Genomic DNA, 20085 nt, shown 5'->3' on the forward strand with positions numbered 1-20085 from the left:
GATTATAAAAACCCCGATATATGTATCGGGGTTTTTTATTAAGAAGATTTTCAATTCGTTTTAGTTACGATGTTACCTTGTGAAGCAGTAACGCAGTAAAGCTGTATTCTGTTTCATAACTCACAATCCATAACTTAATTATAAATTCATAATTAGGATACAGCGTTTAACATGTTGCTATTGCATTTTCAAGAGCAATTCACCTGTTATTATCTCTTTTTCTGTATTTAAACTGTGTTAATTGCTTGTTTTTCTGACGGTTAATATGATCACATCAATGTACGTTATCACTTACAGTCTGATGAAATTCATAATTTACCGATGAAAGGTAATTTTTTGCTTTGAATCTGCTTAAACGTTGATATTTAGTGTATTAATTGCCTAAAAAAATACATCAAACGTTTGAATTTCAATTTATTTATTTAAATTTAGCCCTCCTTGCTTCTTACAGAATTAACCTTATTGATAAATAGCTACCGGTGTTTTTCGGTTCACCCCTGAGCTTACCGAAATTAAAGTCAACTTTTATCAAATGAGGTTTGTTTATCATCTTTTAGGTGCTTTCGCATTTGCAGGTCTGGTGTCCTGTTCAGATGATCTCATCAATGATTTTCATGAGTTACAAGCTTTGAAAGATACACCGGTGATCACACCGGAAGATTCTACAGATAACGAAATAGAACCGGTTTCTCCCATGCCTATCAATGGAAAAAAGGGTATTGGTATACATTATAGTATCGACACCTGGAATACACGATTGACGGCCTCTGCATCTCATTGGTATTATTCTTGGACACCACGACGCGACGCTTCCATTCCCGAAAATGTACAGTTCGTTCCTATGTTCTGGGGAAAAGAAATGACGAATACAGAAAATGTGAACTACGTCAGAGGTTTGGCGGAGGAGGGAAAAGTTGCTTATCTCATGGGATTCAATGAACCGGATAATGCAGAGCAGGCAAATATGACGGTGCAAAGAGCACTGGATCTTTGGCCACTGTTAGAACAAGTAGGTGTGCCACTGGTGAGTCCATGTACAGTACATTTCGATAACGACTGGATGAAAGAATTCATGTATCGCGCTGAGCAACTCAATTACCGAATCGATTATTTCGCCATGCATTGGTATGCAGATATCGATCCGAAGTTCTTTATTAATGATGTGAAGCGAGCCTATGAGATGTATAAAAAACCGATATGGATCACTGAGTTCGCGGTAGGTGATTGGGATGCTACCAATATCAATAATAATAAATACAGTAGTTCAGACATCCTGGAATTCATGGAAGCGGTTCTTCCGGCATTAGATACGATGCCTTATGTAGAACGCTATGCATGGTTTAATTCTGACCCGGAGGATCCGAATCTAGGCAGATCGGTATTGTATGATGAAAATGAGGGTTTAACTATCCTGGGAGAGTTTTATGCAACTCACGAACCCAATGCTTTTATTACTCAGGGAAGATATATTGCGGAAACTCCTTTGATTGATCCAAGACCGAATCTTTTGGAAAACGGGTCTTTTGAAATAAATGGTATCACACACTGGAGCAGTACCGGTGTTTCACTTGTCGATATTGCGGAGGATGGGATCTTTGCTGTGAAAATGGAATCAAAGGAATCCCGACTCGAACATGTGGTTAAACTAACGCCATTTACCAGTTATGATCTGGCGTTTGCCAGCAAATTTGAGGATATACCAGATCAGAACTTTTCAATGATCATCCTTAATGAAACTCAGGGTAAACAGATTCTTGAAATACCCCTGCCACAGAATACCGACTGGACAAAATCTTCTGTTCGCTTTTATGTAAAAGGGGATGCTACAATACGGTTGATCATTGCACATCCCTATGCCCAACAAGCACTACTTCTGGATGATTTTTCACTCGTGGCGAGTAACTGATCACTACTGTTAAAACTATTCCCTAAAACTTCCGGTTAACTTTTAAGACTTCAATACATTTTTTATAATCCAATAATTGTTTAAAATGCCAGCAACAGGCTGGGTTGAAATCAGTTTAGGAGATTGGAATGGCCACTGGTAAGGCAAAATCAAAATAGGATACATAATGGGGAAAAATCCTGTTATTCAATATTTTAACGGTGATCGAACGCTTAATTTTGTAAATTCGTTCTGCTTCATTTCCATGCATTTATCCCTTAATGCTCAAAACTATCATTAAACCAATAGATGTTGAATTATGAATTATTTTAGAATGATCCTGTTTGCGGCGATGATGTTGTTCGTTATACCGAAAGCAGAAGCACAATTTTTAAAGAAGCTGAAGAAGAAGCTGGAAAAGACCGTAGAGAATACTACTATTAATAAAATAGATGACAAAGTTCAGGGAGCTACCAGTGATGCCATCGATAAGGCTTTCGACCCTGAATCCATGATGAAAGGAGGCAATCCTATGCTCGGTGGAATGAATGCTGCCGATCCGGAAAGTGTTCCTGATTCTTATGACTTTGAATGGAAATATATCATGAGCGTGGAAACCGACGGCGGAAAAGAATCCTCCCAGCCGATCGATTTTTACCTGAAGGAAAATGCCGCATACTGGGGTATGGGAATCAATCAAAAGGATATGAATATGACCATGGTGTATGATTCCAACGAAGATCTTTCTGTGGTATATATGGATCAGGATGGGAAAAAGATGATGTATGCCATGAAATATGATCCCAAAAAACTTATGGAAGCCGCCGGGGAACAACCTAAAGTGGAGTATACGATTACCGAGATTCCGGGTAAAACCATACAAGGCTATGACTGCCAGGGTTTCATCTATGAAAATGAAGATTATCATGTTACCATCTATAACACCTTTGAACCCGGCATCAGCTTGTTCGATGCTTTCGGAAAAAGCGAGCAATTACCGACAAATTTTGATAAGAAATGGATCATGAAAGATGGAAAAATGGGGTTGGTCATGGAAATGATCATGCATGATAAAAAGGAAAATGACAGTGATGTGACCATGCGATGTGTCGGACTTGAAAAAGACCCCTTCAGCGTTAGCAAGTCTGATTACGAAACCTTTTCCATGAATATGAAGAATTAGTTTACAATCAAAAAACAAGCAGTGGACGGCATTGAGTAACTTTTCCAATGCCGTTTTTTTATGTGCTGATCTAAAAGACGAAATTCGTGATCAGGTTTATCTGATGAAAATTACTTTTATTAAAAATTACAGCGGCATTCCGGTCATGGATATTCTCCTTATACACGTAGAGAAGATCAAATTTCAGACCTTTTAATATGCCTTCTACTTCATAATGTATTCGTGTGTTTATCTGGTAGTAAGCATCCAAATTATATTTGTTAAATGTATAATTATTGGTTTCCGGACCGAAGAGTCGTGTGTATTGAATTGTAAGATCTAATCCTTTCACATAAAGATCATGTGTCCCGGTAAGGGTGATCACATCCATGTTACCGAAACCTTCAAGTCTGGATCTGGAAATGGAAGTAAAGAATTGATCCCGACCCAGCTCTCTCGGAAAAAGATATCTTCCAGAATCAAACGCATGGGTGTAAGCAAAACTAAATTTCCAGTGTTCAGGTTGATAGGCGATGACGTAACTTAACACCTGCCCATGCTCATCGGGCTGAATATATCTGGAGTGGTAATCGACTTGTTCCTGGTATCTGTCTGCGGTTTGCAGTGAATATTGCAACCCTGTGGTCCAATGTTTTCCTGAATAGCTAATGTCGATCATACCGATATGCAACAGGTTATGAAGATACCAGTAATTGAAACGCCACGCCAATCGTTTATAGACGGAGTGGTAATCGAGTATTCCGATACCTTTGGTTTGTGCTGTATATCGATAGTCTGCTTCAGTACCGTCTGGTTGAAATCCATTGTTGGTGAGTCCGATACCGTCATTAAATGAATACCATTTATAGGTGCTTCTTGGTGCAATGTGATCGATCCAGGCTAGATTGAACCTTTGATCACCCAGCCTCTGACTGATCCACAATCCCTGAAATGCAAACGGGTTCATTCTGCCATCGCTCCTGTTGAGTAAAGGAGTGTCGGTTATCTCCAGTTTACCGAGACTTATATTTCCTGTCGCATGTTGATATTGCAGATAAAAGGTTTCCAATCTGTAGAGATCCTTGTAATTCCGGCGGTCTCCGATATTGTACAATTCCTGTTCATATTTTGATGCCATTCCGGTTAAAGTGTCCGGAACATTCAGATCTGTGTAGAATGTTTTGAATGCGAAACTACCACTGAGACCAGCGGTAAATCCTTTAAAAGGAGTGGTTTTGATACCGACCATCCCTCCAAATGCGTTGGTTGCAAAATCTTCCAGAGCACCTTCATTCATTGTGCTAATAAAATAATTCCTGATTGTGCCATTTAAAGAGACAAACGAAAAAAGTGTATTTTCTTTTTGCACATCGGTTACATCATTTAAAGACTTATTTTGCGCAGTGAGTAAAAATGATAAAAAGAAAAAGGGAAGGAATATTTTGTTTTTCATGAAATCGGGATCTCAAATTTTCCTGATGGGCGCAAAAGAATGAAAAAAAGTGAGGCGGTAATGTCATCAATGTTACAGACCATTTTTGAAATATCCCTGAGAACGAAAAAGACCCTATTCAATCTAATCATCCAGAACAGGGTCTTGTTCATAAACCAACCTAAACTTACATCAATTCAAATCTTTTTTTGCCAGATAGAAATCGACTTTCTCCAGCGTTTTATCTTCTAATCTTTTATTCATCTCTTCGACCGTTCTGGGTGGTGGTACAATTACTTTATCACCGGATTTCCAGTCAAGAGGTAGTGCTACCTGATATTGGTCGGAAACCTGAAGTGCCTGTAAGGTTCTCAGAATCTCATCCATGTTTCTACCCACATTCATAGGGTAATACATGATCAAGCGAATGCGTTTATAAGGATCGATGATAAAGACCGCTCTGACAGCAGCAGTTTCACTTTCATTGGGTTGTAGCATTCCATAGAGTTTAGCCACCTTCATATCGATATCGGCAATGATAGGGAAGTCGAATAGGACTCCAGTGTTTTGTCGTACATTCTGGATCCAACCTAAATGCGCATGTACACTGTCAATACTAAGTCCGAGCAAGGCAGTGTTCAAGGCATCAAACTCGGCTTTTCGTTTTGCAAAACCGGTAAGCTCGGTCGTGCACACCGGAGTGAAGTCAGCCGGGTGTGAGAACAATACCACCCATTGATCGGGAGCATAATCTGAGAATTGAATTTTTCCCATGGTGGTAACCGCTTCAAAATCGGGAGCCATATCACCGATCTTTGGCATTACGCGGTTTGTTACCGTATTCATTGTTGTGTCCATGACCTTAAACTTTAAAAATCAGCATCTTAAAATTACGATTCAGAATTGTCTTTTAGTGTAACACAGGTTACATAAGCATGTTAAAAAAGGAGGGGTGCTGAATGGCTTTAGGAAAGGGAATTGAGCAGATTAAAATACCAAACCCAGCAGAATTCATCAGTGCAACTTTTACGCTGCCGCAATTTCCTACTTATATTTTATGTCTTAAATTAGGCGATGCTTAAATCGCTTCAATGAAAAAGATCCTATTACTCGTAGTTACTCTATCCCTGGTCTTCGCCTGTAACGACCAAAAATCTATCGACATCAACGAACTCATCAAACCCGGAATTCCACTGGAACTCGCGCAAATGCGTAAAGCCCGGCTTTCCGATATTTCCTATAACCTGCATTTCAATATTCCCGCTGAAAAGGAAAAGCAAATTCCTGCCGTATTGCGTTTGGAGGTGCAAATGAATTCGCTGGATTATCCGTTGATACTGGATTTCAATGAGCAATCCGATCATGTACTCGGCGTTCGGACCAATACTGAGGAAATACCCGTAAGGCATGAACAAGAACATCTGATCATCGATTCCCAGTATCTTAAAAAAGGGGTAAATGTGGTGGAAATTAATTTTATAACAGGAGAACTTTCCCTCAACAGAAATGATGATTATCTGTATACCTTACTGGTTCCTGACCGCGCCAGTACCGTGTTTCCCTGTTTCGATCAACCGAATCTGAAAGCTACCTATACCTTGCAAATTACTACGCCTGAAGATTGGAAAGTACTGGGGGGTGCTCCGGAAAAGGAAGCCTTACAAAGTGGTGATAGGATCACTCATCTATTCGGGAAAACCGATAAAATGAGTTCGTATCTGTTCTCTTTTGTAGCCGGGAAATTCAAGGATACCATCATCAATCCCGGGAAATTCGATATGCGTATGCTCTATCGGGAAAATAATGTTGAAAAGATCGAGGAAAGTGTGCAGCCCATCTTCGACCTGCATCAGCAATCCATCGATTTTCTGGAGGAGTATACGGCTTATCCGTTTCCGTTTCAAAAACTGGATTTTGCCGCAATCCCGGGATTTCAGTATGGGGGAATGGAACATGTAGGCGCCATTCAGTATCGTGAATCTTCCTTGTTCCTGGATAATACCGCTACCGAAAATCAAAAATTATCCAGGGCCAAACTGATCGCCCATGAGACTTCCCATATGTGGTTCGGTGACCTGGTGACTATGAAATGGTTCAATGATGTTTGGATGAAAGAGGTTTTCGCCAACTTTATGGCCGATAAGATCGTGAACCCGGCCTTTCCGGACATCAACCACGATCTTTTATTTATACTGACTCATTATCCGCGTGCCTATGGAGAAGACCGAACTCGCGGTACGAACCCGATTCGTCAGCATCTGGAAAACCTTAAAGATGCCGGTTCGCTCTATGGTGCCATTATCTATAATAAAGCTCCCATCGTTATGAATCTGCTGGAAAGCCTGATAGGGAAGGAGGTATTTCAGGAGGGGATTCAGGAGTATATCGAGACCTTTGCTGATGGGAATGCCGACTGGAATGAATTGGTAGCGATACTCGATAAACGCACCGATCACGACCTGAAAGCATGGAGTAAGGTATGGATCAATGAACCCGGAAGACCTGTGATCTCCGAGGAGATTACTTTTGAAAATGATAAGATCGCTTCCCTGGAACTCCTTCAGAAAGCTGAGGATGGTAGCGATAATAGCTGGAATCAGACCTTTAGTATCGGCCTCGTATATCCTGATTCGGTCAAGACGGTTGCCGTGGATATGATCGGTGAGCGTACCGAAATCGAAGCAGTTGTCGGACTACCAAAACCTGAAACGATTATCTATAATTATAACGGCATGGGTTACGGGGTCTTTCCGGTCGATAAGGAATCCATTGACCTGATTCCTCAGATAGAAGATGATGTAGCCAGAACCTATGCGCTGATTAATTGTTATGAAAATTCACTCAACGGCAACCTGGATCCGCACTCGACTTATACAATGCTGACCAAAGCGATACTATCGGAAAAGAATGAACTGATCGTAAACCGTATATCGGGCGAACTCTCCGATCTGTACTGGAATTATCTTTCTGCAGCACAACGAGCGGAAGCCCAAAAACCTTTGGAGGAGTTGGCTTATGGACAATTAAGTGCTGATTTGTCCCCCAATCTGAAAAAGATCTTCTTCGGACTCTTTAGTTCAGTTGCGTATTCGGATCAAGGAAAATCACGATTGTATGCGATCTGGAATAAAGAAAAAGTCTTTGACGGACTCCGACTGAATGAAGACAGTTATACCGGGATGGCGATGAGTCTGGCACTGTATGGCCATGAAAAGGCAGAAGATATCCTGGAGCAGGCTAAGGCTTCATTAAGCAATCCTGATAAGATCAAACGATTTGAATTTCTTGAGCCGGCATTGTCCTCAGAGGTGACCGTGCGGGATGCCGTTTTCGAATCGCTTAAAGAGGAAGGTAACCGGGAAAAGGAAAGCTGGGTACTCAGTTTACTGGGGTATCTGAATCATCCTTTGCGTCAGGATACGTCTATCAAATACCTGAAACCTTCTTTGGAAATGCTCGAGGAGATTCAACGTACGGGAGATATATTCTTTCCCAAAGGTTGGCTCAGTGCCTCTGTCGGTAGGTATACCTCTGAAGAGGCTTATACGATCTTACAGGAATATCTGGCAGCGCATCCGGATCTGAATCCGGTATTGCTGAAGAAACTCAATCAGGCCGCTGATGATTTGTATAGAAATCATGAGTTGTTTGGGAAGGAGAAGGTGAGCGCCAGATAGTTTTTTTTGATATTGTGGGGAGGTTAAAGTCTTTTGGTCTGCTGGCGCACTGGGGAGTGACGATCCTGACTTCAGCCTTCGGCGAAGTAGGAGTGTCTCCCGATAGCAATCGGGACTCCTGCCTTCGGCGGCGTCGAGTGTCGCCGCGATTGGTGGCCTTTAGCCACAAATGCTTGAGTGTCCTGTGGTGAAAGTGTCTTCGGGTGTTCAGTTCTTCTTGGGGCTTCGCGTGTTCAGTTCTTCTTGGGGCTTCGCAGGCTCAGGTTTTGAGTTGTAGGTTGAAATCGATTTTGGATATCTAATTGTTTTTGGCGGTTGGACTGGAGTTATGCTTTTAATCCTCAAAAAGGGTGGCTTTTTCATAAGTAAGCTGCAGGTGCTCCATTTCTTTCCCTGCTATAATTTTTTCATCTACAGGCTCAAATCCTAATTTGACATATAATCGCTTTGCATTTGGATTGTCTTTGTCAACCAGTAATCCGAGTGTTTCATGATGCTTGTGAACATATTCTTCGATCAAAAAAAGGAGTATCTTAGAACCGATTCCTTTACCCTGATGGTCAGGTGCTACGCTGATACAGTCTATATAATATTCGCCTGCCTGTGTTTCATCTTCCAGTTCAAAAGACCTGCTGAACATCGACATTACCTTTTCGGTCACAGGTTTTCGTAGTGATGCTAAGTGAGCGCCATTGTAGATCACTGCCATTCCTGCGATAGCTTCCTGAGTTTCTGCCACCCAGCAATTTTCATAAGAGTACTGATTGTTTTTTTCTTTGATCAGGCTTTCCAGGAATTGAATGGCTTTATCTTTCGACTTTTCTCCTGCAAAATTATAAGCGATATCTTCCATCGCCAGGAATATAAGTGGGGCTATTTTTTGAGATTCTTCTTTCTTCGCTTTTCGTATGGTCATCATTATTTTTATGGCTGTTTATTCAATGGGATGCTCATTCGTGGTAAGTTGGCTGTTTGTCTGTTCTTATAGAATGTTACGTTTCGTGTACTAATGATTACAGCGTATTGAAAAGGGCATTCAAAGATACGCATTGCGAATATATAATGATCTTGTATTCAGGATATTATGTTTTTTATTATTTATGTCACCCTTACGACGAGTAACGTGATTCCCGCGATGAGCGGGAAATACTCATGTTCTTATACATGCGAATCTTTGTAGGTAATAAAAACCATTGGACTGATTGTGAACAACGGTGAGTTGCATAAGGGAAGTGAGTCGCGAACAGGATAATATTTTTGTGAAATAAATGACTGTAATAAGTGAAGGTGAAGAAGAATCGATTGCCTTATTAGTTTCCGATGAACTTAAAAGGTATGGCATATTTTTAATGATTTTTATTAATGCAACTTTATCGCATTAATAAAAATCATTTATATATTTGCTTTCTGTTTAATCAAATCAACTTCACATGTCAAAGAACAATACTTTAGATCTGATCGCCATGTCAAGCTCACTCATTTGTGCGATTCATTGTGCGGCTGTACCCATAGTGTTCTCATTTACCTCTATGACCAGCTTGCGATTTTTACATAATCCCATCATTGAATGGACCTTCATTCTTATTGGGATTGTCTTTGTTGTTTTATCATTATGGCCCGGATATAGGAAGGTACATAAGAGTTCTAAGCCGTTGCTACTGGTTATCGCAGGATTTACAATGATCGCATTGAGCAGACTTCATTTTTCGGAGTTATGGGAAATGATGAATACTGTAACAGGAGCTGTTTTGGTATCTATAGCTCATTGGGTAAATTGGAAACTTACACGATCTGTAGTTCGATGCAATCATTAAGCTTTTATTAAATCCGCATCTGAGATGCTTTGCTTCTCAAAAATATTCCTTTACTTTGAGTCAATGAGACAGAATTCTATTAAGAATATTATTTTATTTTCTTTCCTGACCATTTTCATTTTTATGAAATTGGAAGGAATTCACGTCTTTTCTCACGTTAAAGATCATGCTCATCATTCCGATTGTGCTATTTGCGAGCATGTACTTTATAATATCCATACACCAACACCTCCGGTCGACCTTGAGATTTTCGAATTCCAAAATCCGGAGATACTACCATTGAGTGTCGAAATTCCGGAACTCGAGATCGCTAAGTCCGGAGAATTGATGACTGGGCAATTCTTCTGCCGCCCACCCCCTTCTTTTGTATAGACCTCGAAATTTCTCTTTGGGTAATAAAAGGGTACTATAAAGCTGAATACTGTAAAGATAAGGTGAAGATCCTCTGTTTATGTTTTCAGGTTAAGCCTGTAGTTATTAGATATACCCCTGAGATATCAGATCTTGCGTTCCCTTCGCATAAATAATTCGATAAAGGTTATCCTTCCGCATGCTCATTTGGAGCCTTCAGGAACGTTTATATAGTGCTCATAATACTGAAGTAATCACAAAATGTGGCATATAAAGTATGGTGTATTAGATGTTTATTGTCATCGATGTAATCGCTTTGGCAAATAGCTCTTTTCTTAAATTTCTATGAATACCAGCGATGCTCTTAAGGATACTTACCCTTTCGGATCTGAAAGATTTATTTAGATAATAAAAAAATTTCAAGAAATGAAAAAATTACCGGTTACAGTCCTTAGTGGATTTTTAGGGGCTGGTAAAACAACACTGTTAAATCATATTTTACAAAATAAGGAAGGTCTTAAGGTTGCGGTCATAGTGAATGATATGAGCGAGGTCAATATCGATGCACAGCTCATTTCCAGTAAAAATTCACTTTCACGAACCGAAGAGAAGTTGGTGGAAATGAGTAACGGTTGTATCTGTTGTACACTCCGAGAAGATCTTATCATAGAAGTTGAACGTCTAGCGCTTGAAGAGCGGTTTGACTATCTTATTATTGAAAGTTCCGGGATAAGCGAACCGCTTCCTGTAGCTCAGACTTTTAGCTTCGAGAGCGAGGACGGAACTATTGATCTCAGTAACTTCAGTTACATCGATACCATGGTTACGGTTGTGGATGCATTTAATTTTATCAAAGATTTTTCCAGTTCAGATTATCTTTTCTCCAGAGATCTTACCAACATACCGGATGATAATCGTACCATCGTAAATCTGTTGACCGATCAGATAGAATTCGCCAATGTTATTATTTTGAACAAGATCGATCTTGTCAATAAATTTCAATTAAATGAACTCTATATCATCTTACGAAAACTGAATTCGGATGCCATCATCATTCCGTCGGAAAATGCCAGGGTTTCCTATAACAAAATCATAAATACGGGATTGTTCGATTTTGATAAAGCTTCTAATGCAGCCGGCTGGATTCGCGAGCTGGAGAAAGATCATATTCCGGAAACGGAAGCGTATGGTATCGGTTCCTTTGTGTTTAAAAGCAAAAAGCCATTTCATCCGGAAAGATTTCTGGAATTTGTGAACCATGATTTTCCATTGAGTATTATTAGAAGCAAAGGTTTGTTCTGGTTGGCATCACGCCCGGGACAGGCTTTGGTTTGGAGTACTGCAGGGGGCTCGACTAAGGTCGATCTCGCAGGAGTCTGGTGGGCTTCCATGCCATTTGTCGAAAGAATCACGTATAGTACTTTTTTGGAGAATCAACATTTTATAGAGTCTGAATGGGATTCGGAATATGGTGATCGTAAAAATGAGCTGGTCTTTATCGGGCAGTACATGGCTACGAAGGAGATCCTCAAGGCCCTGAATAATTGTTTACTTACCGATGCAGAAGTTGAGACCTGGAAAGAAGGACTCTTTAATCCAAAGGATCAATGGCCAGTTTGAAAAGAAAAATAATCTTGAGATGATCGAAGTTCAAAACCTTAATTTTAGATATAAGAAGGATAGTAGGATCCTCAATTTCCCTAACATTACCCTTAATAATTCCGAAAGTCTGCTTATACTGGGAAGATCCGGAGTAGGTAAAACAACCTTACTCCATCTGCTTTCCGGATTGTTGTCACCTTATCATGGAGCTGTGGTGGTCGATGATGTCGCGATTCACGAACTAAGTCCTAAAAGGCTGGATGCATTTCGAGGTCATCATATAGGAATCATTTTTCAAAGAAATCATGCGATCAGTACGCTGACCGTCGAGGAAAATTTAAGAGCTCGTTTGTTCTTTAGTGGACGGGCTATCAATACGGTGGTCATTCAACAGCTCTTGGAGTCATTGAATATCGCTGATTGTATTTCCCATAGAACCAACGAACTCAGCGAAGGTCAATTACAGCGTTTAGGTATCGCAATGGCAGTAATCCATTCCCCCCGGGTTATTCTTGCCGATGAGCCGACGTCAAGTCTCGATGATGAAAATTGCATGAAAGTGATCGATCTGTTGAAAAAGCAAGCCGAACTAAATGATGCTAATTTGGTTGTAATCACACATGATCAGCGTATTACTGCTCATTTCTCAAAAACCATCTTTCTATGAATATTTGGAGCATTAGTATAAGAAATATTAGTTCCAAACCCTGGTATTCGGCCTTAGGACTTATCACGCTTACGCTTAGCATTACATTGCTTTTTGGAATTCAGCAGTTGAACTATACCGTCGAATCGAAACTAAATAATGATCTGGGGACTATTGATCTTGTGTTAGGAGCTAAAGGTAGTCCGTTACAACTGGTTCTTTCTTCCATATTGCACATCGATAATCCAACAGGAAATATTTCCTATGAAGCAGCTGAAGCTGTTCAAAGAAATCCACTGGTTAAAATAGCTGTACCTATTTCTTATGGTGATAATTATAAAGGATTCCGAATCGTTGGTACGACCCCTGATTTCCCAACCCTGTATAACGTTGAGATAGTGCAAGGGAGAGGTCCAAAGTATACATTGGAAGTGGTTTTGGGTAATGATGTGGCCCAAAAAACAGGCCTTGACATTGGAGATACCTTTGAAAGTGGTCATGGTTTGGCGGCAAATAGTTTACACCATCATGAAAGGCCGATGAAAGTGGTCGGCATCTATCAACCATCAGGAACAGTGATCGACCGACTTATTGTAACCGGTTTAGATAGTGTATGGGAACTTCATGAACATCATGATCATGAAGATGAGAACAGCAAGGAAGCGGGGGAAGAACATTATAATAAAGAGATAACCTCCCTTCTGGTTTCCTTTAAGAATTTGTCCGGACTACTAAAGTTTTCAAATACTATAAATAGGAATACCGGTATGCAGGCTGCCATACCAAGATATGAACTGGATCGATTATTTTCATTCGTTGGTATCGGGGTTAAAACTATTTCCTGGATCGCCTTTTTGATCCTGCTGCTATCAGGGTTGATGATCTGCCTTAATCTAATACAAATGGTAAAGGACCGATCCTTTGATCTCGCCCTGTACAGAACCTATGGTGCGAGCCATCTTCAATTGGTGATGATGCTAATTCTGGAAGCATTCATTTTGGTGATTTTAGCGCTTATTCTGGGTTATATACTCTCCCAAACCACCATCTATTGTGTCTTGTATTATACGAGTTTGCTGCCTGTAGGGCTTCCGGCTGATTTTTGGTTCAACAGTAATATTATGAATCTGATATTCATTGTGTTAAGTGTGGCCATCATCGCCGTTAGTATTGCGATTTATCCGGTGCTCAAACTGAACATTTCAAAAATTCTTAGCCATGAAATATAGCCTTTTTTTATTGCTCACAATAATCGGGATCTCTATGGGATATACCCAAACTGAAATCAGTTGGAAGGTTCTGTCTAAAGTAACATTCGCCGATAAGTATTTTCCCGGTTATGATGATCCTTTTATGTATCCAACTTTTTTACCTGAAGTCAAAGTTTTGGAATCAAAGACAGTTTCTATCACCGGATATTTTCTGAATGTAGATCCTCAGGAAAAAGTTTTTATGCTTTCTAAAAGTCCGATGGCATCCTGCTTTTTCTGTGGTGCGGGAGGTCCGGAAACAGTGATTGAAATGGAGTTCTTATCCAGACCTGATTTTCCTACCGATGCGATTGTGAAAGTGACGGGTAAACTGAGTTTGAATGCAGATGATGTCGAACATTTCAATTATATCCTTACGGGATGTAAAGGCCAATTGATCGAATAATATTTATAAAAACTTATAATGAACAGAAGAAATTTTTTTAGAAACGGTTCCTTGTTTACGCTTGGTACGGCAATGTTACATCCTTTTCAAGGCATGGCTTCGAATGTTACCGGCTTTAGTGGATTAAAGAGCAGAAAGGCGAGAAACATCATTATGGTTATTAGTGATGGGATGAGTACCGGAACGCTTAATATGGCAGATATCTACCTGTCAAGGAGATCGGGAAAAGGCACCCGATGGTTGGAATTGTACAAAGAGAATATGGTGAGTAGGGCATTGATGGATATGGCATCCGCCAATTCCATAGTCACAGACTCTGCTGCTGCAAGTTCATCCTGGGGAGGGGGAGTTCGAATCCCGAACGGAAGTCTGAACATGAGCAGGGAAGGAGAGTCGTTTATGCCGATTTGGCAAAAGTTTAAATCGGTTGGGAAATCGGCAGGCTGCGTCACCACGGTACCGGTGACGCATGCTACGCCAGCCGGTTTTTGTGTCAATCAAAAATCACGGAGCGATCAGGAAAGTATAGCCGTGAAGTATCTCGAACATAAGTTTGATGTGCTTTTGGGAGGTGGAAATAAATACTTTGATCCGGAAAAAAGATCGGATGGAAAACCTATGTACCGTGAGTTTGAAGCGCATGGATATACCGTGGTTAAATCAAGATCCTCTTTGCTGGCTGCATCAAATAGCGAACGTTTGCTTGGTGTTTTCGAAGAGGATGCTTTGCCTTATTCCATAGACCTCGAAAATAACTCGGAACTAAAGAAAAAAGTGCCAACCCTCGCAGAAATGACCGAGAAGGCTATTGATATCTTGAAAGTGAATCCGGAGGGATTCGTGTTACAGGTAGAAGCCGGAAAGGTGGATTGGGCAGCGCATGGGAATGATATTGGAGGTTTAATTCACGATCAGATTGCACATGATGAGGCTTTGGATGTAGTGATAAAGTTTGCAATGGAAAACGATGATACATTGGTGATTATTACCACTGACCATGGCAATGCAAATCCAGGTATTATCTATGGAGACAGTGCCAATAAAAATTTTGACAGTATTCAGAAATACAGACATTCCAATGACTGGATCTTAAATGGGGTAGGGATAGAGACTTCCATTGACCAGTTCAAGGACCGCGTTCAATATGCCAACGCTATTGATATTACAACAGATGAAGCTGCGTCGGTACTCAATCAGTATAAAGGAATCGGTGCCGAAGACGGATTGTATAATCCCAGACATTTACCGTTTCAGACACTGGCTGAAATTCAGAAGAAATATAACTCGGTTGGATGGATCAGTATGCAGCATTCTGCCGATTACGTTGAATTGGCAATGTATGGTCCGGGAAGTCAGCATTTAAAGCCATTTATAAAGAATACGGATCTCCATTATTTGATGCTGAAAGCGGCGGAGGTTGAAAATGATTTTTAAAGGCGATGCAAATCAGTAGTTATAAGCACATAATTTCGATGGTATTGCTGATCATTTTCTTGTCTATGAAAATGGTCGGATTACATGTGCTTACCCATAACACTGATAAAGATCACGTTGAAAGTTGCAGGTTATGTGATCATGCGATTACTCATAATTCGATTCCCGTTCTACCGGGGGAATCTCCGGATCTCCAACTTGAAACCTTTCTGTTAGTATCTGAAAGAAAGGTTATTAACCATTATGCATATCTAAAGGAATTTACTCTTACTACAGACCAGCTCTTTAGTCGCCCTCCTCCTCAAACCATCTCATCGTATAATACATTCTTATAAGACCATTGAATTTCTATTCAATAGTCTCCAATATTATTTCGAAGTATTTGCCTTCGGAATAGATGTTTAATTCATTTTGTTATCTATAGCATGATCCACAAATTAATTGGGGGTATACTCTATTTGAGTATTTGCTCCCTGGCGATGGCTCAGAATACTTTCAATTTGGAAGGTTCTGTGCTAGATGCTGCATCCAAAAAACCTGTTACCGGGGCTACCGTTTTAGGAGAAACCAGATATGCGGTATCTGATGAATACGGTCATTTTAACTTCGATGAGCTACCTGAAGGTGTTTATGAATTCAAAGTAGCTCATATGGGGTTTGCTGACCAAACGTTTACCGTCGTGGTTAAACCTGGGTTGCAAAGGGTGATGGTATACCTTGAAACCGTATCCACAGCACTTGAAGCAATTGAGTTACATGGAGTTTCAGATCGAAAGGAGTCGCGAACAATTCCACTCGTATCTGAATCGGTGAATAAAGATTTTCTCGATAAAAACAGGGCGAACAGTCTGATGCAGACCCTCGAAAAAATTCCCGGAGTGAGTACTATAAATATCGGTTCCGGGCAATCGAAACCTGTAATACGGGGTTTAGGGTTTAACAGGGTAGCTGTTGTACAGAATGGAATTAAACATGAAGCACAGCAGTGGGGAAGTGATCATGGTCTTGAGATCGATCAGTATGGTATTGAAGCGATCCAGATTATCAAGGGACCTGCCTCACTGATGTATGGATCGGATGCAATTGCCGGGGTGGTTAATATTAAACCCTCCCTGATTCCTCAGCAGAACACCTTTGAAGGAGAAGTGAATTTGCTGGGTGAAACAAACAATGACTTGCTGGGAGTATCGGCAGGGCTTCAATCCCGTAAAGAACATTGGTATTACCGAGGAAGGTTTACCTATCGTGATTATGGTGATTTTAAGGTGCCCACCGATAGAATCAATTATGAGAATTACATCTTTGAACTCCATGACCATAATCTGAGAAATACAGCAGGTAAGGAAGCCAATGCCAGTTTTAATCTGGGATATGTTTCCGATAATTTTAAATCGGAGACTTCTATCAGTAATGTCAATACCAAAAATGGCTTTTTTGCTAATGCCCACGGACTTGAGGTTCGTACTTCATCAATTGATTACGACCGTTCGAACCGTGATATTGACCTTCCGTATCATACGGTGAATCATTTAAAGGTTACCAATAGTACTACGCTTATTACCCACGGGAAAACCCACGTACTTCATTTTGATTTGGGGTACCAGAGTAATCATAGAGAAGAACATTCCGAACCGGTTCCTCATGGATATATGCCGAAGCCTGCAGATTCCAGAGAAAGGGTATTCCGAAAAAATACATTTTCTCTTAACCTAAATGATAAGATGTCTGTATTGAATCGACATGAGCTCGTTGCCGGATTCAATCTGGAATATCAGCACAATGATATCGATGGCTGGGGATTTCTCATTCCAGCTTATCAGCGTTTTTCAGTAGGTGGATTTGCCTATGATCAGGTTGAGGTCGATCAGCAACTGCATTTGCAGGCTGGAATACGTTATGATCTTGGGATCATACATACGGAACCTTATTACGATTGGTTTCAATCACAGATCAATAATGAGGATGGAACCACTTCCCGAGTGTATTTACAGCGTTCTCAGGATAAGCGGTTGAATTTTGGAAGCTTTAGCGGCTCTTTAGGGATTGCTTACACTCTGGATGATACCAATTTTAAGGTAAATGCAGGCCGTAGTTTCAGGATGCCACTGGCAAATGAACTTGCTTCGGATGGTGTGAATTATCACATGTATCGTTATGAGAAAGGGAATTCAGAACTTGATGCTGAAGCATCATGGCAGCTTGATCTTGAAGTCGATCACATCAGGGATAACTACTATCTGGGAGTGAGTCCTTTTATAAATTACTTTGAAAATTATATTTATCTGAATCCCACTTCGGATTATTATGAGACCCTCCAAATTTATGAGTATACGCAAAGTGAGGTCTTTCGCTACGGAGGAGAGCTGAAAGCGGGCATCAGATTTTTTGAACGATTACAGCTGGATGCATCCGGAGAATATGTCTATTCGAGACAGACCAGTGGTCCTAAAGAAGGATATACACTTCCTTTTTCTCCGCCATTGAGCGGGAGATTCTCGGCTGCCTTTCAATTTGATGATACGTGGTTCTTCAAACAACCAATGCTGTCGATGGATTATAAGATTGCAGCAGCTCAAAAAGAGATCATTCCTCCGGAAGAGATCACAGACGGGTATCAGGTTATGAATTTTTCCCTGAATATGAAGGTTGGGCTGTTGAGCGGTTTACCATCTATGAGTATACGATTCAATATCAATAATATTTTGAATACCAAATATTTTAATCATACCAGTTTTTACAGGCTTATCGATGTGCCTGAACCGGGAAGAAATTTCTCGATATCAATAAATCAATCCTTCAATAAATAGTAATAATTAAAACCCAATGTTATGAATTTTAAATTTTTATCAATTTTTACGCTTTTAGCGATCATTTTAACATCATGTAGCAATGATGATGATAACAACCTCGTTTCCGAAGCTCCGGTGATTTCGGATTTTGAATACGGGGAAGGAAGTTCACATGGCTCAGATGCGGTTGGTTATATCGGATCGGATATTCATGTGGAAGCAGAAATTTATGCCGAAGCAACGGTTAGCAGTATTACATTAGCGATCCATAGTCATGAAGTTACCGTAGGAGAAGGGGAGGAAGAATGGGATTTCGAACAAACTTTTACCGACAGTAAATACAGGGTGATCAATCCGACTTTCCATGAACATATCGATATACCTGATACCGCACCGGTGGGAGAATATCATGTGATTCTTACGGTTACCGATAATGAAGGAAACACTACTGAGATCGAAGGTGAAGTTGAACTGATTGATGCTATTACGATGAGTGATATCTCCATTGATTCAGAAGCAGCACGAGGAGATGATATGCATGCTGAATTTATGATCGCTGCCGTCAATGGGATCCATTCGATCACCATCGCTATTCATGCCCATGATATCACTCCGGGAGCGGGTGAATTGGAATGGGATTATGAAGAAGTGTTCGAAGAAGGCTACCATGATGAAACTGAAGTGGAGTTCCATGAGCATATTGATATTCCTGCCTCGGCACCTGCAGGTGAATACCATTTATCGATCACTATCGAAGATGAGGATGGAAACATTCTGGAGTATGAAAACCATATTGATATAACGGCATAATTTGCTTTTAATTTTTCGCACAAGGTTCTTTAAAAACCTTGTGCGAAACTATAAATATATATATATGAAAAGGATTCAATATTTTATAGTTTCCATCATAGGGATGATGTTACTGGCATGTTCCGGTGATGATAGTGTAATCAAAGATGAAGAAAAACCAACGATTTCCTTGAACTATATCGACGGATTTCCCCAGACCTGCTCAGTGTTGAAGCGGGGATCTTCCTATGATTTTAGGGCGTTGGTAACTGACAATTTTGAACTTGCTTCTTATAGTATCGATATTCACCACAATTTTGATCATCATACCCATGATGATCAGGGTGTGAATTGTGAATTAGAAGCTGTGAAAACCGCCGTAAACCCTTTGATCTACATGGAGAATTACATGATTGAAGGAGGGGTTGACGAGTATGAGATTATTGTTACAGTTGAAATTCCGGAAGATGTTGATACTGGAGATTACCATTGCCAATATTCTGTAACCGACAAAACCGGTTGGCAAGGCCGAACTTCCATAGATATTAAGATCGTGGAATGATCTGACTGTTCTTCTGGGGAGTTTTGCAGAACTCCTTTACACGGAGTAGCACAGGTAGTTTTACAGTATTTACAAATAAAAAAGGCTTTCGATTTTTCGAAAGCCTTTTTTATTTGTAGCGAGGACGGGAGTTGAACCCGTGACCTCCGGGTTATGAATCCGACGCTCTAACCAACTGAGCTACCTCGCCAGAGTTTTTGCCTGCAGTAATTTTTGCTAGGCGGGTGCAAATATATAAACAAATTCACCTATCACAAACTAAAGTTGAAAAAATATTTTTTTGATG

Annotated in this window: 17 protein-coding genes and 1 tRNA gene; 14 read left to right on the forward strand and 4 right to left on the reverse strand. The window is 40.4% G+C overall.

Annotated elements, in window-relative coordinates; translation table 11 throughout:
• The first annotated feature begins 532 nt into the window (after nt 1–532).
• Nucleotides 533–1906 carry a glycosyl hydrolase gene (locus DMZ48_RS12270; RefSeq protein WP_143955449.1) on the forward strand — a complete coding sequence of 458 codons (1374 nt, stop codon included), beginning with the start codon at nt 533–535 and terminating at the stop codon, nt 1904–1906.
• Nucleotides 1907–2204: 298 nt separating this feature from the next.
• On the forward strand, nt 2205–3068 hold the full coding sequence (locus DMZ48_RS12275; protein ID WP_143955450.1) for a DUF4412 domain-containing protein: 864 nt from the start codon (nt 2205–2207) through the stop codon (nt 3066–3068).
• A gap of 70 nt (nt 3069–3138) precedes the next feature.
• Here DMZ48_RS12275 and DMZ48_RS12280 read toward each other — a convergent pair whose 3' ends face one another.
• Both DMZ48_RS12280 and DMZ48_RS12285 read right to left on the reverse strand, forming a co-directional pair.
• Complete coding sequence (locus DMZ48_RS12280) at nt 3139–4344, reverse strand: hypothetical protein (protein ID WP_143955451.1); 1206 nt, start codon at nt 4342–4344, stop codon at nt 3139–3141.
• A gap of 327 nt (nt 4345–4671) precedes the next feature.
• Complete coding sequence (locus DMZ48_RS12285; protein ID WP_199287971.1) at nt 4672–5337, reverse strand: peroxiredoxin; 666 nt, start codon at nt 5335–5337, stop codon at nt 4672–4674.
• Between the two features lie 101 nt (nt 5338–5438).
• Here DMZ48_RS12285 and DMZ48_RS18850 point away from each other — a divergent pair, with 101 nt between their 5' ends.
• Nucleotides 5439–5561, forward strand: a complete 123-nt coding sequence (locus DMZ48_RS18850) for a hypothetical protein (RefSeq protein WP_277872834.1) — start codon at nt 5439–5441, stop codon at nt 5559–5561.
• A 9-nt stretch (nt 5562–5570) separates the two neighbouring features.
• The gene (locus DMZ48_RS12290; RefSeq protein ID WP_143955452.1) at nt 5571–8156 is read left to right on the forward strand and encodes a M1 family aminopeptidase; all 2586 of its coding nucleotides are present in this window, start codon (nt 5571–5573) and stop codon (nt 8154–8156) included.
• A 334-nt stretch (nt 8157–8490) separates the two neighbouring features.
• Here DMZ48_RS12290 and DMZ48_RS12295 read toward each other — a convergent pair whose 3' ends face one another.
• On the reverse strand, nt 8491–9075 hold the full coding sequence (locus DMZ48_RS12295) for a GNAT family N-acetyltransferase (protein ID WP_242009194.1): 585 nt from the start codon (nt 9073–9075) through the stop codon (nt 8491–8493).
• A 511-nt stretch (nt 9076–9586) separates the two neighbouring features.
• Between DMZ48_RS12295 and DMZ48_RS12300 the strand changes: the two genes are divergently transcribed.
• The 10 genes from DMZ48_RS12300 (at nt 9587) to DMZ48_RS12345 (ending at nt 19799) form a co-directional block, all read left to right on the forward strand.
• Entirely contained in the window at nt 9587–9970 is a 384-nt protein-coding gene (locus tag DMZ48_RS12300; RefSeq protein ID WP_143955453.1) for a MerC domain-containing protein, read from the forward strand.
• A 63-nt stretch (nt 9971–10033) separates the two neighbouring features.
• On the forward strand, nt 10034–10342 hold the full coding sequence (locus DMZ48_RS12305; RefSeq protein WP_143955454.1) for a hypothetical protein: 309 nt from the start codon (nt 10034–10036) through the stop codon (nt 10340–10342).
• A 405-nt stretch (nt 10343–10747) separates the two neighbouring features.
• Complete coding sequence (locus DMZ48_RS12310; protein ID WP_143955455.1) at nt 10748–11941, forward strand: GTP-binding protein; 1194 nt, start codon at nt 10748–10750, stop codon at nt 11939–11941.
• Between the two features lie 19 nt (nt 11942–11960).
• Nucleotides 11961–12590, forward strand: coding sequence for an ABC transporter ATP-binding protein (locus DMZ48_RS12315; RefSeq protein WP_143955456.1), 630 nt, complete (start codon nt 11961–11963; stop codon nt 12588–12590).
• On the forward strand, nt 12587–13798 hold the full coding sequence (locus DMZ48_RS12320) for an ABC transporter permease (protein ID WP_143955457.1): 1212 nt from the start codon (nt 12587–12589) through the stop codon (nt 13796–13798). The genes DMZ48_RS12315 and DMZ48_RS12320 overlap by 4 nt, the downstream gene beginning before the upstream one ends.
• Nucleotides 13788–14225 carry a hypothetical protein gene (locus DMZ48_RS12325; RefSeq protein WP_143955458.1) on the forward strand — a complete coding sequence of 146 codons (438 nt, stop codon included), beginning with the start codon at nt 13788–13790 and terminating at the stop codon, nt 14223–14225. The genes DMZ48_RS12320 and DMZ48_RS12325 overlap by 11 nt, the downstream gene beginning before the upstream one ends.
• A gap of 18 nt (nt 14226–14243) precedes the next feature.
• Entirely contained in the window at nt 14244–15659 is a 1416-nt protein-coding gene (locus DMZ48_RS12330) for an alkaline phosphatase (protein ID WP_143955459.1), read from the forward strand.
• 425 nt (nt 15660–16084) lie between these two features.
• A complete protein-coding gene (locus DMZ48_RS12335) occupies nt 16085–18466 on the forward strand; it encodes a TonB-dependent receptor (RefSeq protein WP_143955460.1) in 2382 nt (793 codons plus the stop codon).
• Between the two features lie 21 nt (nt 18467–18487).
• On the forward strand, nt 18488–19258 hold the full coding sequence (locus DMZ48_RS12340; protein ID WP_143955461.1) for a DUF4625 domain-containing protein: 771 nt from the start codon (nt 18488–18490) through the stop codon (nt 19256–19258).
• Nucleotides 19259–19322: 64 nt separating this feature from the next.
• Complete coding sequence (locus DMZ48_RS12345) at nt 19323–19799, forward strand: DUF4625 domain-containing protein (protein WP_143955462.1); 477 nt, start codon at nt 19323–19325, stop codon at nt 19797–19799.
• 116 nt (nt 19800–19915) lie between these two features.
• On the opposite strand, the gene DMZ48_RS12350 is transcribed toward DMZ48_RS12345, so the two are convergent.
• Nucleotides 19916–19989: transfer RNA gene (locus DMZ48_RS12350), tRNA-Met, on the reverse strand.
• Nucleotides 19990–20085: the final 96 nt, after the last annotated feature.

It is taken from the genome of Robertkochia solimangrovi (assembly GCF_007279655.1).
Classification (GTDB): domain Bacteria; phylum Bacteroidota; class Bacteroidia; order Flavobacteriales; family Flavobacteriaceae; genus Robertkochia; species Robertkochia solimangrovi.

Coding starts and splice junctions, on each gene's coding strand:
- DMZ48_RS12310 (WP_143955455.1), top strand. CDS start 10,748: ATGAAAAAATTACCGGTTACAGTCCTTAGTGGATTTTTAGGGGCTGGT.
- DMZ48_RS12290 (WP_143955452.1), top strand. CDS start 5,571: ATGAAAAAGATCCTATTACTCGTAGTTACTCTATCCCTGGTCTTCGCC.
- DMZ48_RS12300 (WP_143955453.1), top strand. CDS start 9,587: ATGTCAAAGAACAATACTTTAGATCTGATCGCCATGTCAAGCTCACTC.
- DMZ48_RS18850 (WP_277872834.1), top strand. CDS start 5,439: ATGGCTTTAGGAAAGGGAATTGAGCAGATTAAAATACCAAACCCAGCA.
- DMZ48_RS12330 (WP_143955459.1), top strand. CDS start 14,244: ATGAACAGAAGAAATTTTTTTAGAAACGGTTCCTTGTTTACGCTTGGT.
- DMZ48_RS12280 (WP_143955451.1), bottom strand. CDS start 4,344: ATGAATGAAGGTGCTCTGGAAGATTTTGCAACCAACGCATTTGGAGGG.
- DMZ48_RS12305 (WP_143955454.1), top strand. CDS start 10,034: ATGAGACAGAATTCTATTAAGAATATTATTTTATTTTCTTTCCTGACC.
- DMZ48_RS12345 (WP_143955462.1), top strand. CDS start 19,323: ATGAAAAGGATTCAATATTTTATAGTTTCCATCATAGGGATGATGTTA.
- DMZ48_RS12275 (WP_143955450.1), top strand. CDS start 2,205: ATGAATTATTTTAGAATGATCCTGTTTGCGGCGATGATGTTGTTCGTT.
- DMZ48_RS12270 (WP_143955449.1), top strand. CDS start 533: ATGAGGTTTGTTTATCATCTTTTAGGTGCTTTCGCATTTGCAGGTCTG.
- DMZ48_RS12335 (WP_143955460.1), top strand. CDS start 16,085: ATGATCCACAAATTAATTGGGGGTATACTCTATTTGAGTATTTGCTCC.
- DMZ48_RS12315 (WP_143955456.1), top strand. CDS start 11,961: ATGATCGAAGTTCAAAACCTTAATTTTAGATATAAGAAGGATAGTAGG.
- DMZ48_RS12340 (WP_143955461.1), top strand. CDS start 18,488: ATGAATTTTAAATTTTTATCAATTTTTACGCTTTTAGCGATCATTTTA.
- DMZ48_RS12295 (WP_242009194.1), bottom strand. CDS start 9,075: ATGATGACCATACGAAAAGCGAAGAAAGAAGAATCTCAAAAAATAGCC.
- DMZ48_RS12320 (WP_143955457.1), top strand. CDS start 12,587: ATGAATATTTGGAGCATTAGTATAAGAAATATTAGTTCCAAACCCTGG.
- DMZ48_RS12285 (WP_199287971.1), bottom strand. CDS start 5,337: ATGGACACAACAATGAATACGGTAACAAACCGCGTAATGCCAAAGATC.
- DMZ48_RS12325 (WP_143955458.1), top strand. CDS start 13,788: ATGAAATATAGCCTTTTTTTATTGCTCACAATAATCGGGATCTCTATG.